The organism is Burkholderia arboris (genome assembly GCF_902499125.1).
GTDB lineage: Bacteria > Pseudomonadota > Gammaproteobacteria > Burkholderiales > Burkholderiaceae > Burkholderia > Burkholderia arboris.
Map to the genome: position 1 here is coordinate 118,755 of NZ_CABVPX010000018.1, position 13,248 is coordinate 132,002.

At 66.6% G+C, this 13,248-nt stretch carries 13 protein-coding genes; 7 read left to right on the forward strand and 6 right to left on the reverse strand.

Annotated features, from left to right (window positions below):
* Positions 1 to 399: 399 nt before the first annotated feature.
* Positions 400 to 669, reverse strand: a complete 270-nt coding sequence (locus BLA15945_RS22015; RefSeq protein ID WP_174993305.1) for a hypothetical protein — start codon at positions 667 to 669, stop codon at positions 400 to 402.
* Between BLA15945_RS22015 and BLA15945_RS22020 the strand changes: the two genes are divergently transcribed.
* Both BLA15945_RS22020 and BLA15945_RS22025 read left to right on the forward strand, forming a co-directional pair.
* Positions 551 to 2,680, forward strand: coding sequence for a TonB-dependent receptor (locus BLA15945_RS22020; RefSeq protein WP_174993371.1), 2,130 nt, complete (start codon positions 551 to 553; stop codon positions 2,678 to 2,680). The two genes, BLA15945_RS22015 and BLA15945_RS22020, sit on opposite strands and share 119 nt — an antisense overlap.
* Before the next feature lie 89 nt (positions 2,681 to 2,769).
* A complete protein-coding gene (locus tag BLA15945_RS22025; RefSeq protein ID WP_233464270.1) occupies positions 2,770 to 3,252 on the forward strand; it encodes a hypothetical protein in 483 nt (160 codons plus the stop codon).
* Between the two features lie 19 nt (positions 3,253 to 3,271).
* Here BLA15945_RS22025 and BLA15945_RS22030 read toward each other — a convergent pair whose 3' ends face one another.
* Complete coding sequence (locus BLA15945_RS22030; RefSeq protein ID WP_174993372.1) at positions 3,272 to 4,219, reverse strand: LysR family transcriptional regulator; 948 nt, start codon at positions 4,217 to 4,219, stop codon at positions 3,272 to 3,274.
* Positions 4,220 to 4,444: 225 nt separating this feature from the next.
* Here BLA15945_RS22030 and BLA15945_RS22035 point away from each other — a divergent pair, with 225 nt between their 5' ends.
* Positions 4,445 to 5,473 carry a DUF1338 domain-containing protein gene (locus BLA15945_RS22035; RefSeq protein WP_059237700.1) on the forward strand — a complete coding sequence of 343 codons (1,029 nt, stop codon included), beginning with the start codon at positions 4,445 to 4,447 and terminating at the stop codon, positions 5,471 to 5,473.
* Between the two features lie 343 nt (positions 5,474 to 5,816).
* Here the strand turns inward: BLA15945_RS22035 and BLA15945_RS22040 are convergent, their stop codons facing one another.
* The 3 genes from BLA15945_RS22040 to BLA15945_RS22050 form a co-directional block, all read right to left on the reverse strand.
* Positions 5,817 to 6,014 (reverse strand): CsbD family protein, encoded by a 198-nt coding sequence (locus BLA15945_RS22040; RefSeq protein ID WP_048251752.1) that lies wholly within the window; start codon positions 6,012 to 6,014, stop codon positions 5,817 to 5,819.
* Positions 6,015 to 6,080: 66 nt separating this feature from the next.
* Complete coding sequence (locus BLA15945_RS22045) at positions 6,081 to 6,431, reverse strand: BON domain-containing protein (protein ID WP_059237699.1); 351 nt, start codon at positions 6,429 to 6,431, stop codon at positions 6,081 to 6,083.
* A 57-nt stretch (positions 6,432 to 6,488) separates the two neighbouring features.
* The gene (locus BLA15945_RS22050; RefSeq protein WP_174993373.1) at positions 6,489 to 6,653 is read right to left on the reverse strand and encodes a hypothetical protein; all 165 of its coding nucleotides are present in this window, start codon (positions 6,651 to 6,653) and stop codon (positions 6,489 to 6,491) included.
* 361 nt (positions 6,654 to 7,014) lie between these two features.
* Here BLA15945_RS22050 and BLA15945_RS22055 point away from each other — a divergent pair, with 361 nt between their 5' ends.
* The 4 genes from BLA15945_RS22055 (at position 7,015) to BLA15945_RS22070 (ending at position 11,801) form a co-directional block, all read left to right on the forward strand.
* A complete protein-coding gene (locus BLA15945_RS22055; protein ID WP_174993374.1) occupies positions 7,015 to 8,547 on the forward strand; it encodes a helix-turn-helix transcriptional regulator in 1,533 nt (510 codons plus the stop codon).
* Positions 8,548 to 8,700: 153 nt separating this feature from the next.
* A complete protein-coding gene (locus BLA15945_RS22060) occupies positions 8,701 to 8,892 on the forward strand; it encodes a CsbD family protein (protein WP_059237697.1) in 192 nt (63 codons plus the stop codon).
* Between the two features lie 419 nt (positions 8,893 to 9,311).
* Positions 9,312 to 10,463 (forward strand): branched-chain amino acid ABC transporter substrate-binding protein, encoded by a 1,152-nt coding sequence (locus BLA15945_RS22065; protein ID WP_059237696.1) that lies wholly within the window; start codon positions 9,312 to 9,314, stop codon positions 10,461 to 10,463.
* Positions 10,464 to 10,628: 165 nt separating this feature from the next.
* On the forward strand, positions 10,629 to 11,801 hold the full coding sequence (locus tag BLA15945_RS22070) for an NAD(P)/FAD-dependent oxidoreductase (protein WP_059237695.1): 1,173 nt from the start codon (positions 10,629 to 10,631) through the stop codon (positions 11,799 to 11,801).
* Positions 11,802 to 11,898: 97 nt separating this feature from the next.
* Here BLA15945_RS22070 and BLA15945_RS22075 read toward each other — a convergent pair whose 3' ends face one another.
* Positions 11,899 to 13,080 carry a serine hydrolase domain-containing protein gene (locus tag BLA15945_RS22075; protein ID WP_059240821.1) on the reverse strand — a complete coding sequence of 394 codons (1,182 nt, stop codon included), beginning with the start codon at positions 13,078 to 13,080 and terminating at the stop codon, positions 11,899 to 11,901.
* Between the last annotated feature and the right edge of the window lie 168 nt (positions 13,081 to 13,248).

The window sequence follows — 13,248 nt, forward strand, 5'->3', positions numbered from 1 at the left end:
AGGTCGGCTGCCCGGAGCGCCGGGTCGGGGTTGCCCGGTCCGGCGCGCACCGGACCTTTGAATCCGTTCCACCTGCACGCCCCGATCCTTCGTGATCCTCTCCAATCTCGTCCCTTCCGTTTCCCGGCTCCCGTATTCGATGTGATCGCCGCTACGCGATCCGGTCGACCCTGTTCTTTCATTTTCATTACGTTTCGGGCGCATTCATTCCGTCGAACAGAAAGGCATTCGTCAGGAATGCAGATCGCCATGTGCGCGCACGTTGCGGACAGGCGACACGTTAAAAATTAACTAAAAATACGAATCATTCTCGTTTATTATTTCGCCCGATTACGAACCATGACGGGATGTCACGGCTGGTTCACGCCGGTCGTGCCGGCCGGCATCCATCCGTGCCGGTCATTCGCCGGCCGGCATGCGCAACGGGCGATCCTCCGCGCGCGTCATCTCCTTCACGGAAAGGGCTTCACCCGCCGGTTCGTCGCGTGATTCGCGCATTGGCCGGGTGTGCTTTCGTTCGCCGCATTTCTTCACCACCTCTACGTTCACGATGAAACTCAACAAGAGCGCCTGCCATGCGCTTCTGATCGCCACGTCGCTGGCTGGCGCACGCACTTCGTTTGCACAGGCGAGCGAAGCCGCCGCGACCTTGCCCGCGATTTCCGTCAACGCGGCCGCCGAGCATGCGTCGTACGACGGCGGACACTCGCGTGCAGCGACCAAGACCGACATGTCGCTGATGGACGTGCCGCAGACGGTGAACGTCGTCCCGCACGCGGTGATCGAGGACCAGAACGCGACGTCGATGCAGGACGCGCTGCGCAACGTGCCGGGCGTCGGCTTCTCGGTCGGCGACGGCCAGCGCGACCAGATCACGATCCGCGGTTTCAACAGCATCACGGACCAGTACGTCGACGGCATTCGCGACGATGCGCTGTACTACCGCGACCTGTCGAACGTCGATCGTGTCGAGGTGCTGAAGGGGCCGGCGGCCGTGCTGTACGGGCGCGGTTCGGCGGGCGGCATCGTGAACCGCGTGCTGAAGCGGCCGCTGGCGACCCCGGTGAACGACGTGGGCGTGACGCTCGGCACGCGCGGCGAGCGGCGCGGCGAATTCGACCTCGGCTGGAACGCGAACGATGCGGCGCGTTTTCGCGTCACCGGCGCGGCCGAGAACTCGAACAGCTTCCGCGACCAGTTCCAGCTCAACCGCCAGGCGATCGCGCCGTCCGCGCAGTTCAAGCTCGACAGCGACACGGTGCTGAACGTCGAATTCGACTACCTGCACGACCGCCGCACGTCCGACCAGGGCCTGCCCGCGTATCTCGGCCGGCCGGTCGACGTGCCGATCAACACGTATTACGGCTCGGCCGATGCGGCGAACAGCTCGTACAACGACATTTCCGCGAAGAGCGCGACGGTGTCGCTCGATCACCGCTTCAACGATTCGCTGTCGTTCCACGGCGCGATCCGCGCGTACGACTTCTCGCTCGAGCGCAAGAACTACGTGACGTACGAGCCGATCAAGACCGCCGCGCACCCGGTGGTCACGCTCGACCAGTCGACGCGCCAGCGCACCGATCACGGCATCGACGGCCTGTTCGAACTGACGCAGAAGACGTCGTTGTTCGGCATGCGCCACGAGCTGCTGTACGGGCTCGAACTGTCGCAGCAGCAGAAGTTCGACACGATCTACAGCGTGACGAAGGTCGCGACCTACGATCTCTTCAATCCGCAGCCGGTGATCCTGCCCGGCGTGCCGACCGGCGCGCGGGCGAAGACGAACGCATCGACGGTGGTCGGGCTCGCAGGCGTCTACGCACAGGACCTGATTTCGCTGACCGAACACTGGAAGGTGCTCGCCGGTTTGCGCTTCGACTACCTGAACCAGATCCGCCACGACTACACGTCGTCGAACGTCAACCTCGACCGCACCGATCATGCGTGGAGCCCGCGCGTCGGCCTGATCTACGAACCGCTCGACTGGCTGACGCTGTACGGTTCGTTCAGCCAGTCGTTCTCGCCGCTCGCCGACACGCTGATCAGTTCCGGCGCGTTCTCGAACGGCGCCGCGCTCGCGCCGCAGAAAACCACCGCGTATGAAGTCGGCTCGCGCTTCGACCTCGGCGGCAAGGCGACGGCCAGCGTTGCGCTGTTCGACATGCGCCAGACCAACCAGCAGATCGGCGATCCGGCGAATCCCGGCTATGCGCTGCCGATCGGCACGCAGCACGTGCGCGGGATGGAGCTCGGCTTCACCGGCGAGATCGCGCCCAGGTGGTCGGTGTATGCGGGTTACGCGTATATGAACGGCACGGTTGACGGTTCCGCGCAATCGACGGCGGCTGGCCTCGCGGTGTCGAGCAACACGCCGGGGCTGATGCCGCGCCACAGCGCGAACCTGTGGCTCAAGCGCGAGCTGCCGTACGGTTTTTATGCTGCGGCCGGCATGCAGTTCCAGTCGGCGCGCTATACGTCGGCGAGCGATCTCGTCACGCTGCCGTCGTTCACCGTGTTCAACCTGGGGGCCGGCTATCGCAGCAAGAAGGTCGACGTGACGCTCACGCTCGACAACCTGTTCGATCGCCGCTACTTCATCGCCGCGCACGGCAATGCGGACCTGTACAACATGCCCGGCGATCCGCGTACGCTGACTGCCACGGTGAAGTGGCATATGTAACGCCCGTCACGCCCGTCACGCACGCGCCGTGCGCGACAATGCGGGTCGTCGTCACGATGACCCGCACCGTGTTGCCCATGATCCGCCAAATGATTGATGCGTTGAGCATGACCGGCCGCGCCCGCGTGCCGGGTATCGTATTGTTGCTGGCGTGCGGCTCGGTCGTGGCCGGCGAGCAGCCGATCCCGGCGGATGCCGAGCCGGAATGCCATGCGGTGCATGTCGACCGGGCGATCACGCTGTCGGGCCGCTTCGCGGTCGATTACGACGACGATACGATCGGGCCGGACGTGTGGTTCGAAGAAGACGCTGCGTCGGCGAAGCGCTTGCCCGACCGCTCGCAACGCGCGGGCGTGATCGTTTTCACGAACCAGGAGGATGCGCGACGCGGACTGCGGCTGCCCGCCGCGCAGCCGCGCGGCGTGTGCCGGCTCGACGGGCGCGCGACGCTCGTGATCCGCGATCTGGATACGGCGTGCCCGGGGCTGGAAACGCCCGATAGTGCGCGGCTGGTGAAGGTCGTCACGGCTGGCCCGCCGGCGCGGCAGGCATGCAACGCCACCGCGCCATGACGTTGGCGCGACAGCGCCGTTACTCGACGTCCTCGTCATCCTCCAGGCCGTCATCCTCCGCCGCGCCCTCCGGCGCCGCATACGCGCTCGCCTGCTCGAGCAGCCAGCCGCGAAACGATTCCAGCGGCTTGCTGTGGCTGAATTCCGTCGGATACACGAGGTAGTACGCCGAATCGCCGACGGTGGCCGCATCGCACGGCACGACGAGGCCGAGCTGCTGCAACTGTTCCTCGACGAAGAACTTCGGCACGAGCGCGACGCCGAGCCCGGCCGCGGCCGCGCTGATCAGCATCGTGTGCAGCTCGTAGCGCACGCCCTGCATCGTGCGGATGTCCTCGATGCCATGCGCCTCGAACCATTGCGCCCACGCGCCGGGACGCGTCGTCGAGTGCAGCAGCGGATACGCGAGCAGATCCTCGACGCGCTCGACGGGCCCGTCGAGCAGCGCGGGCGAGCAGATCGGCACGACTTCCTCGCCGAACAGGTAGTCGGACGACGTGCCGGGCCAGGTCGGCTTGCCGTAGTGGATCGCGGCTTCGAAGTGGGTGTCCTCGAACGAAAACAGGTCGGTGCGGCTGCCCATGTTCACGCGCACGTCGGGCGTGCGGTCGTAGAAGCTCTTGATGCGCGGGATCAGCCAGTGCGACGCGAAGGTCGGCAACACCGCGAGTTCCAGGTAGCCGCCGCCGCTGCCGTGCGCGATGATCGACAGCGTGTCGCGGTCGAGCGTTTCCAGCGCGCGCCGCACCTGCGTGCCGTACAGCTTGCCGGCGCGCGTCAGCACGACGCGCTGCTTCACGCGGGCGAACAGCCGTACGCCGAGGCTCGCCTCGAGCGTCGCGATCTGGCGCGATACCGCGCTTTCGGTCAGGAACAGCTCCTTGGCCGCGTGCGTGAAGCTTTCGTGGCGCGCGGCGGCTTCGAAAGCCACGAGCGCGCCCATGTTGGGAATCTTGAATTTACGCATGATGCTCGATTTGTCTGACGAACGGGCCCGCGCCGAGTGGGGGCGGAAGGCAGGCGAGGAACGGCTAATAATTCCAAAAACTCATCACGTGTCAATTTAATCTCGCTTTACGCCCCACTGCAACCCTTTGAATAATGCTCCCCACGCAAGGTCAGGCGCCCGTGGGGCGGCCGGCCAACGAGTTGCCGGCACGTTTGCCGGCGGTCCCCCGAGACGAGAATCCTGATGCGCAATCCGAATATCGAGAGCTTGCTGACGAAGCTGCTGGGACAGGCGAAGACCGACGCCCTGTTCTCGACCCTGAACATGCCGGCCATCCTCGAAGAATGGGAAGACGGCGTCGTGACGCGCGCGGAAATCGCGCAGGCGATGAACATGGCGCTGTTCGAAGGGCTGCTCGAGCGTTCGGCGAACGGCCGCGTGTACACGGCCGAAGCGATCGAAAGCGGCGGCTCGGTCTATTTCGACCACGGCGCGCTGCGCACGGTGCGCTGGCCGAACACGGGCGCGCTGCCGCCGGGCGAAGCCGCGTTCACGCGCATCCTGCGTCCGCTCGGCTTCCGCCTGAACGGCCGTTACCCGCTCGACAAGCTCGGCATGACGGGCCGTGCGTATGCGCATGAAGATGCACCGGACGAAATCGCGCAGTTCTTCGTCAGCGAACTGCATCCGGAACGTTTCTCGAAGGAATTCCAGCAGGCCGTGACGAACGTCGTCAGTTCGTCGCGCGATCCGCTGTCGCCGGCGGCCGTCGCGCTGCTGTGGGAAGTCGAGCGTGAGGGCTGGCTGTCGCTGGAAGCCGCGCACGCGCTGCTGCCCGAGATCGTCGGTGCGTTCGCGCGCCAGCACGACCTGCCGAACGAGCTCGACTACGAAACGCTGCTGATGGAATCTGCGGAAATGGCGTGGATCTCGACCGAAGGCAACGCGTTCAACCACGCGACCGACCGCGTCGCCGACGTGTTCAAGCTGTCGGACGACGAGAAGGCAAAGGGGCGGCCGATGAAGCCGGAAGTCGAGCGTTCGCGTTCGGGCCGCGTGTTCCAGACCGCGTATCGCGCGGATACCGTCGAGCGCGAGTTCCGCACGCGCGACGGCGGCACGGTGAAGCGCAACGTGCCGGGTTCGTTCTACGAGTTCATCACGCGCAAGCGCACGTTCGACCAGGGTGCGCGCCGCTGGGTGACCGACCTGCGCTTCGACGCAGGCAACGCGCAGGGCATCTTCAAGATGACGGCGAACGCGGCGAAGTAACGAAGCACCGCCATAGCCGTGACGAACCGGTCGGGCAGGACGTGCAGGCGTCCTGCCCGATTTGCGTTTGACGGCCGCGATGCCGCGGAGCGCGCGTGCGTTCGAGCGGCAGCGGCGGAGCGCCGTGCCGCGGTCGATTGCGTCGCCGGGAGGATGAGGGTGCCGCGAAGGCGGCGGGCGCGTGCCGGGCGCCGCGCCGTCAGAAGACGTGCGTGATCAGATAGAACAGCACCAGCAGCCCGAACGGCACGCCGAGCAGCCAGGCGATCAGGTATTTGCCCATGTCGTCGTCCTGATGGCCGCGACGCCATCGGCGCCGCGGCGGGTGAAGTAGCCGGAGGCGTTACAGTTCGCGATCGAATTCCTTCAACTGCTTCTCGGCCGCGTCGCGGGCGATCCCGTAACGTTCCTGGATCTTCCCGGCCAGATAGTCGCGATTGCCTTCCGCGACCGCGAGATCGTCGTCGGTCAGCTTGCCCCACTTGGCCTTCAGCTTGCCGGTGAGCTGCTTCCACTGGCCCTTGATCTTGTCCTCGTTCATCGTGTGCTCCTGTGTCGTAACGGGAAAACTGCGGGAGTAGGCGCGCGGCAACCGCCGCGCGGTAAGTCAGGCCTTCGCCTTCAGGCCGGATGCGTCGACGTGCTTCACGCCCTTCACGGCGCGCGACACGGCGATCGCCTTCTTCACGGCGATCTTGGACGGCAGCACGCCCGTGAGCGTGACCACGCCGTCGACCGTCTTCACGCTGACGTCGGTGCTCTTCACGCCTTCGGTGGTCGCAAGCTCACCCTTCACCTTGGTCGTGATCCACGTGTCGGTGACGGGCTGGTTCGAATGGACCTGCGTGCCGTTGTCGGCCGAGGCGTCCTGCGCAACCGCGTTCGTGAGCGGTGCGGCGCCGAGCAGGAACGCCGCGCTGACGGCGAGCAGCGTCGAAAGATGCGGGGTCTTCTTCATGGATGGGTTCTCCGTCGGTTGGCGAGTCGAATGGGTAAAGGCGAACGGCGTCAGCCGTCACCGGACGATCGGCGTGTCGTAGCCGGGCTCGCGCGGCGGGATATCCGGGCGCGGCATGTCGGGCGGCAGCGGCACCGGCGGATCGGTGCCGGGCGGCGGTTCGGGCGGACTGTCCGGATGCGGTTCGGGCCGCGTCGGATCGGGTGTCTGGTGCAGCTTCATTCGGGCTTCTCCTCTGCGGTTGGGAAGGCAGCGCATGAGCGCCGATGCAGTACCAGCGTACCGATGCGAACGCGAGCGGACATCGCGCAAATTCACCTGATCGGCTAGTGCGTTTGCACGGGGGGCGGGGGGATGCGTCAGTCGAGTGGCGCAAGTGGAAAGCGGGCCAGGCGGATGCGTCCGGGATCGGCGGGATGCCGCACGATGGCGTGCGGCGTGCGAATGTACTATGGCGGATAGTGCATTCGCGCCTGTCATGCGCCCGGGCGGCAAGCGATCATCGCCACACGCGCCGGCCGGCGCGTGTCGACGACGATACGACCGGGCCGGCGGCCAAGTTGACCACGCGGAAAACCATTCGATGAACGAACAGGTAAACGAACAGGTGCTCAAGTCGCATACCGACCGGCGCCAGCTGCACCAGATCATCGCGGGGCTCACCGAGGGCGTGATCCTGGTCGAGCCCGACCAGCGGATCGTCTGGGCGAACGAGGCCGCGCTCGCGATGCATGGCGTGACCGAACTGAAGGCGCTCGGCGCGGACGTCACCGCATACCGCGAGCGCTTCCGGCTGCGCTACCGGAACAACCATCCGGTGCGCGACGGCCACTATCCGATGGATCGCGTGATCGCCGGCGAGGAATTCAGCGACGTGACGGTCGAAGTCGAATCGGCCGCCGACGAGACGTTGAGCTGGGTGCACCGCATCCGCAGCCTCGTGCTGACGAACGCGGCCGGCGAACCCGATTGCCTCGCGCTCGTGCTGCACGACGCGACCGAATGGGCGAGCGCCGAGGAGCGCTTCGAGCGCACCTTCAACGCGAACCCGGCGCCGGCCGTGATCTGCCGGCTCGACGATTTGCGCTACGTGAAGGTCAACCAGGGCTTTCTCGACATGACGGGCCACGCGCGCGACGACGTGCTCGGCCGCTCGGTGTACGAAGTCGACGTGCTCGAACAGGCCGAGCGCCGCGAACTCGCGATCGAGCGGCTTGGCGAAGGCGCGACGATCCCGCAGATGGAAGCCGTGCTGAAACTCGCGGACGGCAGCACGAAGGCGGTGGTCGTTGCCGGGCAGCCGATCGACATGAACGACGAGGCGTGCATGCTGTTCACGTTCATGGATCTCGAGCCGCGCAAGCAGGCCGAGCGCGCGCTGAAGCAGAGCGAGGAACGCTTCGCGACCGCATTCCGGATGGCGCCGGTCGCGACCGCGATCGTCACGGCCGACCGCTTCGAGCTGCTCGACGTGAATGGCGCATTCGCGGCGATGACGGGGCACGCGCAGGACGACCTGCTCGGCAAGTCGGCGGACGAGATCGGGCTGTGGGCCGAGCGTGGCGCGTGGCTGCGCATCGAAGGCCGGCTTGTGCGCGACGGCAGCGTGCGCAACGCGGACGTGCAGATCCGCACGCGCGACGGCGATGTGCGCGATTGCGTCGTGTCGGCCGACCCGGTTGCGATTCACGGGCGCGACTGCCTGCTGGTCGCGCTGCTCGACATCAGCGACCGCAAGCGTACCGAGATGGAGCTCGTCTATGCGATCGAGACCGCGATGCAGGATGCATCGTGGTTCAGCCGCACGCTGATCGAGAAGCTCGCGAACGTGCGGCGCGCGAATGCGCCGGACGCGGGCGCGCAGCTGTCGGACCTGACCGCGCGCGAGCGCGACGTGTTCGACCTGCTGTGCCACGGTCTGGCCGACAAGGAGATTGCCGGCCGCCTCGGGCTCGCGCCGAACACCGTGCGCAATCACGTCGCGACGATCTACGCGAAGCTCGACGTGCACAGCCGCGGCGAGGCGATCGTCTGGGCGCGCGAGCGCGGAATCGTCGGTGCGGCCGAAGCGGGCGGCGCGCGCGGCACGAAGGGCGGCACGAAGGGCAAGGACTGATACCGGAGGCCGCGGCCGTCGGTACGAATGCACCATGCCCGTTGGTGCATCCGCATCTGCCGCCCGCGGTGCTCGCTTGCGATCCTGTCCACTCGGCGGTGCGGCGCAGGCCGTCACATCGCCGGCTCTCTCCAACCATCGCAGGAGACGACCATGGACAGGAATCGCATCGAAGGCAAGCTCAAGCAGGTCAAGGGTTCGGTCAAGGAAGCGCTCGGCAAGGTGACGGGCGACCGCAAGACGGAAGCGGAAGGCCTGGCCGAACAGCAGGCCGGCAAGCTCCAGGAGAAGGCCGGCGAGGCGGCCGATGCGGTGCGCAAGCATACCGGCGCCGATCGGCACTGACCGATGATGCGGCGTTGCGGGCGCCGCGCAGGCCGGCCGGGCCATCGTCGCAACGATGATGCGCCATCGGCATGACCACGGCCGGCCTTTACCCAAGCGTGCCGCCGCCGTTTCCCACTGAACGATTCCACCCGCGGCCACCGTTGCACGGGCCGCGGGTCGGCCGCGAACGCGGAACTTGATGATAAATCCTCACAACATAGTTCCGATATTTCGTTTGCTGCACCGGTATTGGCTACCCACAATCCATTCACCTCTTTCGCGACGAAAGGTTCTTCGGAGACGGAACCGCGGTGATCGGCCGGCCGGTTGGGCGCATTGAACGGCGCCCCGGCAGGCAACGACATCACCGGCGCGCCAGAGGTCGCCGACGCGCGGCAAGCGCGCGTTGCACCCCGACCCACAGAAGAAGGATTGCCATGACGTTCCGCATTCGTTCGCTTTCCGGCGCCGCATTGACCGCCGCGCTCCTCGCGTTCCAGACGGGCGCGGCCCACGCGCAGGAAACGGTTGTGAAGGTCGGCGTGGCCGGCCCGCTGACGGGCGGCGGCGCCGCGTACGGCAAGGACATCGAGAACGGCGTGCGCATGGCGGTCGACGAGGCGAATGCCGCGCACACGACGGTCGGCGGCAAGCCGGTGAAATTCGTCGTTGCGTCGCAGGACGACCAGAGCGATCCGCGCACCGGCGTGCAGGCCGCGCAGCAGCTTGCCGACGCGCAGGTGGCCGTCGTGATCGGCCACTTCAATTCCGGCACGACGCTGCCCGCGTCGAAGATCTACGCGAAGGCCGGGATTCCGATGATCACGCCGTCGGCGACCAATCCCGACATCACGCGCGCCGGGCTCGGCACCGTGTACCGCGTGATCGCCACCGACACGCAGAACGCGGGCAACGCCGGTGCGTACGCCGCGAGCGTGACGAAGGCGAAGCGCATCGCGATCATCGACGACCGCACCGCGTTCGGCCAGGGCGAAGCCGACGAATTCGAGAAGGCCGTGAAGGCGAACGGCGGCACGATCGTCGCGCGCGAATTCACGAACGACAAGGCCGTCGATTTCAGCGCGCAGCTCACGAAGATCAAGAGCACCAACGCCGATCTCGTGTTCTTCGGCGGCCTCGACGCGCAGGCGGCGATGCTCGTGAAGCGCATGCGCCAGCTCGGCATCCGCGCGCAGTTCCTCGCAGGCGGCGGCGTGATGAACGCGAACTTCATCAAGCTGGCCGGCAATGCGGCGGAAGGCGCTTCCGTGTGGGAATACGGGCAGCCGCTGTCGCGCCTCGCGAAGGGCAAGCAGTTCGAAACGAAATTCAAGCAGAAGTACGGCATCGACATGCTCGCGTATGCGCCGTTCGCGTACGACGCGACGTGGATCGCGATCAACGCGATGCAGAAGGCGAACTCGACGAAGCCGGCCGATTTCAACGGCGCGCTGAAGGGCACGCGCTACGACGGCATCACGGGCACGATCGCGTTCACGAACACGGGCGACCTGAAGAACCCGAGCTCGACGCTGTATGAAGTGAAGAACGCCGCGTGGCAGCCCGTCACGACGAAATCGGCGGACTGAACGCAACCCGCGCGAGCGGACTTTCGCGGCGATGCCGGACGTGCTGAAATAGCCGAAGCGATCGCCGGGGAAGTCTGCCCGCGCGACGCCGCGCGCGACGCGGCACGAACAACCTGCAGGCGCGGCCGGCTGGCTGCGCCCTTTTACGTGCAACTGGAGTCAGTCGTGAGTTCTCAAGTCGTCATCGTCGGCGGTGGTGTGATCGGCAGCTCGATCGCTTATTTCCTGCGCGCCACCGATCCCACGGTCGCCGTGACCGTCATCGAACGCGACCCCACCTATGCGCGATCGTCGTCGGCGCTGTCGGCCGCATCGATTCGCCAGCAGTTCTCGACACCGCTGTCGATCGAGATGTCGCTGTTCGGCATCGACTTCCTGCGCTCGATCGGCGAGCGGCTCGAAGTGGACGGCAACCGGCCGTCGATCGATCTGCACGAAGGCGGTTACCTGTTCCTCGCCACGCCGGCCGGCGATGCGACGCTGCGCGAGAATCATGCGCTGCAGACGAGCCTCGGCGCCGACATCCGGCTGATGGATGGCGATGCGCTGCGTGCGAAGTTTCCGTGGCTGAACGTCGACGATCTCGTGTCGGGCGCGTACGGCGTGAGCGGCGAAGGCTGGTTCGACGGCTATGGGCTCGTGCAGGCACTGCGCAAGAAGGCGCAGGCGCTTGGCGCGCGATATGTGCCGGCCGACGTGAAGGACGTGGTGCGCGACGGCCGCAAGATCACGCATGTCGTGACGGGCGACGGCGAGCGTTACGCGTGCGACACGCTCGTCAACGCAGCGGGTGCATGGACGCGCACGCTGTCGGCGATGATGGGCATCGACATCCCCGTGTTTGCACGGCGCCGCAGCATCTTCAACGTATCGTCGCCGGCGAAGCTCGCCGATTGTCCGCTGCTGATCGACCCGACCGGCGTGTACTTCCGGCCGGAGGGGCGCACGTATATTTGCGGTACGTCGCCGAGCCCGGATCGCGATCCGGACGATCTGCCGCTCGATGAAGTCGATCATGACCTGTTCGACGAGGTGATCTGGCCGACGCTAGCGAACCGCGTGCCGGAATTCGAGGCGCTGCGTGTCGAGAATTGCTGGTCCGGGTACTACGAGTACAACGTGTTCGACCACAACGCGATCATCGGCTACCACCCTGACCTCGACAACGTCGTGTTCGCGAACGGCTACAGCGGCCACGGGCTGCAGCAGGGGCCGGCGACGGGGCGTGGCGTCAGTGAACTCATTCTGGGCGGGCGTTATGACACGCTCGACCTGTCGTCGCTCGGCTGGGCGCGAGTGCTGGAAAACCGGCCGATCGTCGAAAAGAACGTCGTGTAGCGCGACGTAACCGCCCGGTAGCGGGGTGGGCGGGATTCTCCTTGTGTCTCAAACCCATTGGCCCGACGCTTGTCGGGCCTTTTTTTGTTTGCGCGGATCAGCCGGCGCCGTAGACGGCGTCGCGCAGATCGAGCGTGTACTGGCCGTTCATCCCTTCGTAGAGCGTATTCGACAGCGACACGACGGTCAGCCCGCGGGCGCGATCGACGAACCACGAATGACCGTAGACCCCGCCCCAGCGCCATGTGCCGACGGACTCCGGCGACGCGGCCGCCTGCGGGTCGTGCAATACCGAAAACCCGATCCCGAAGCCCGCACCCGGCAGGTCCGGCAATTCGAAGTCGCCGGTCTGTACGCGGCCCATCTCGGCGACCAGGTCGGCCGGCAGGATCGCGCCACCGCCCGCGCGCAGCGTATCCAGCACCGTCAGCACGTCGCCGGCGGTACCCACCATCCCCGCACCGCCCGATGCGAACGCGTGCGCATTGAGCGCGCGCGACGGCGAGTACGTGACGCCGACGAACCCTTCGTCGATGGGCACCGTCTCGTTCTCGGCGAGGCGGTGCGGCTGCGGCGTGTCGTTGACGTACGGCGTGGCCAGCCGCGCGGGATCGCGTGCGACGAAGGCCGTGTCGCGCGCACCGAGTGGACGCAATACGAGCGCGTCGATCGCGTCGGCGAGCGGCGTGCCGCAGACGGCCTCGATCAGCGCGCCGATGACGTCGATCGACAGCGAGTAGTTCCAGCCGGTGCCGGGCGCGAACTGCAGCGGGACGCTGGCGATCCGGCGCAGGTTTTCAGCGAGCGTGATCGCCGCGCCGTCCAGCCCGTCCGACACGCCTGCGCGCGCATAGGGGCCGTTCGCGTCGGTTTCGTTGAAGCGATAGTCGAGGCCGGCGGTATGCACGAGCAGCTGACGCACCGTGATCACCGGCACGCGGCCGTCGGGCAGCGCCGGACGGAACTCGGGCAGCCAGCGCGTGATGTCGTCGTCGAGCGACAGCTTGTGTTGCGCGACGAGCGCCATCGCGGCCGCCGAGACGATCGGCTTCGTGACCGACGCAAGCCGGAACAGCGTGTCCTCGCGCATCGGCGTGCGCGATTCGCGGTCCGCGAACCCGGCCGCGCGGCGGTAGACGAGTTCGCCGTCGCGTGCGACCAGCACCACGGCGCCGACGAGGCGCTGCGTGTCGAGCTGGCGGGACAGGACCGCATCGATGCGCTCGGCGAGCGCAGGATCGGCGGGCGACTGCAGGGACGAAGCTGAAGAGGCGGTCATCGAAGATTCCGTCGTGAAGAGTCTGATCGACATGTTATGGGCTGCCTGCCGCATGCGTCGTTAACCCTTACACGAAACAGGGCTACGTGCGCGTCGCGGGCCGGTACTGACGCGCATCGAACCGGATTGCGGACAAAATATGCCCCAATCGGCCTGCCGCGTTCGTTA

What these genes read in the sequence shown, in the direction of transcription:
- BLA15945_RS22020 (WP_174993371.1), top strand. Translation starts at nt 551, where the DNA reads ATGAAACTCAACAAGAGCGCCTGCCATGCGCTTCTGATCGCCACGTCG.
- BLA15945_RS22025 (WP_233464270.1), top strand. Translation starts at nt 2,770, where the DNA reads ATGATTGATGCGTTGAGCATGACCGGCCGCGCCCGCGTGCCGGGTATC.
- BLA15945_RS22030 (WP_174993372.1), bottom strand. Translation starts at nt 4,219, where the DNA reads ATGCGTAAATTCAAGATTCCCAACATGGGCGCGCTCGTGGCTTTCGAA.
- BLA15945_RS22035 (WP_059237700.1), top strand. Translation starts at nt 4,445, where the DNA reads ATGCGCAATCCGAATATCGAGAGCTTGCTGACGAAGCTGCTGGGACAG.
- BLA15945_RS22040 (WP_048251752.1), bottom strand. Translation starts at nt 6,014, where the DNA reads ATGAACGAGGACAAGATCAAGGGCCAGTGGAAGCAGCTCACCGGCAAG.
- BLA15945_RS22045 (WP_059237699.1), bottom strand. Translation starts at nt 6,431, where the DNA reads ATGAAGAAGACCCCGCATCTTTCGACGCTGCTCGCCGTCAGCGCGGCG.
- BLA15945_RS22050 (WP_174993373.1), bottom strand. Translation starts at nt 6,653, where the DNA reads ATGAAGCTGCACCAGACACCCGATCCGACGCGGCCCGAACCGCATCCG.
- BLA15945_RS22055 (WP_174993374.1), top strand. Translation starts at nt 7,015, where the DNA reads ATGAACGAACAGGTAAACGAACAGGTGCTCAAGTCGCATACCGACCGG.
- BLA15945_RS22060 (WP_059237697.1), top strand. Translation starts at nt 8,701, where the DNA reads ATGGACAGGAATCGCATCGAAGGCAAGCTCAAGCAGGTCAAGGGTTCG.
- BLA15945_RS22065 (WP_059237696.1), top strand. Translation starts at nt 9,312, where the DNA reads ATGACGTTCCGCATTCGTTCGCTTTCCGGCGCCGCATTGACCGCCGCG.
- BLA15945_RS22075 (WP_059240821.1), bottom strand. Translation starts at nt 13,080, where the DNA reads ATGACCGCCTCTTCAGCTTCGTCCCTGCAGTCGCCCGCCGATCCTGCG.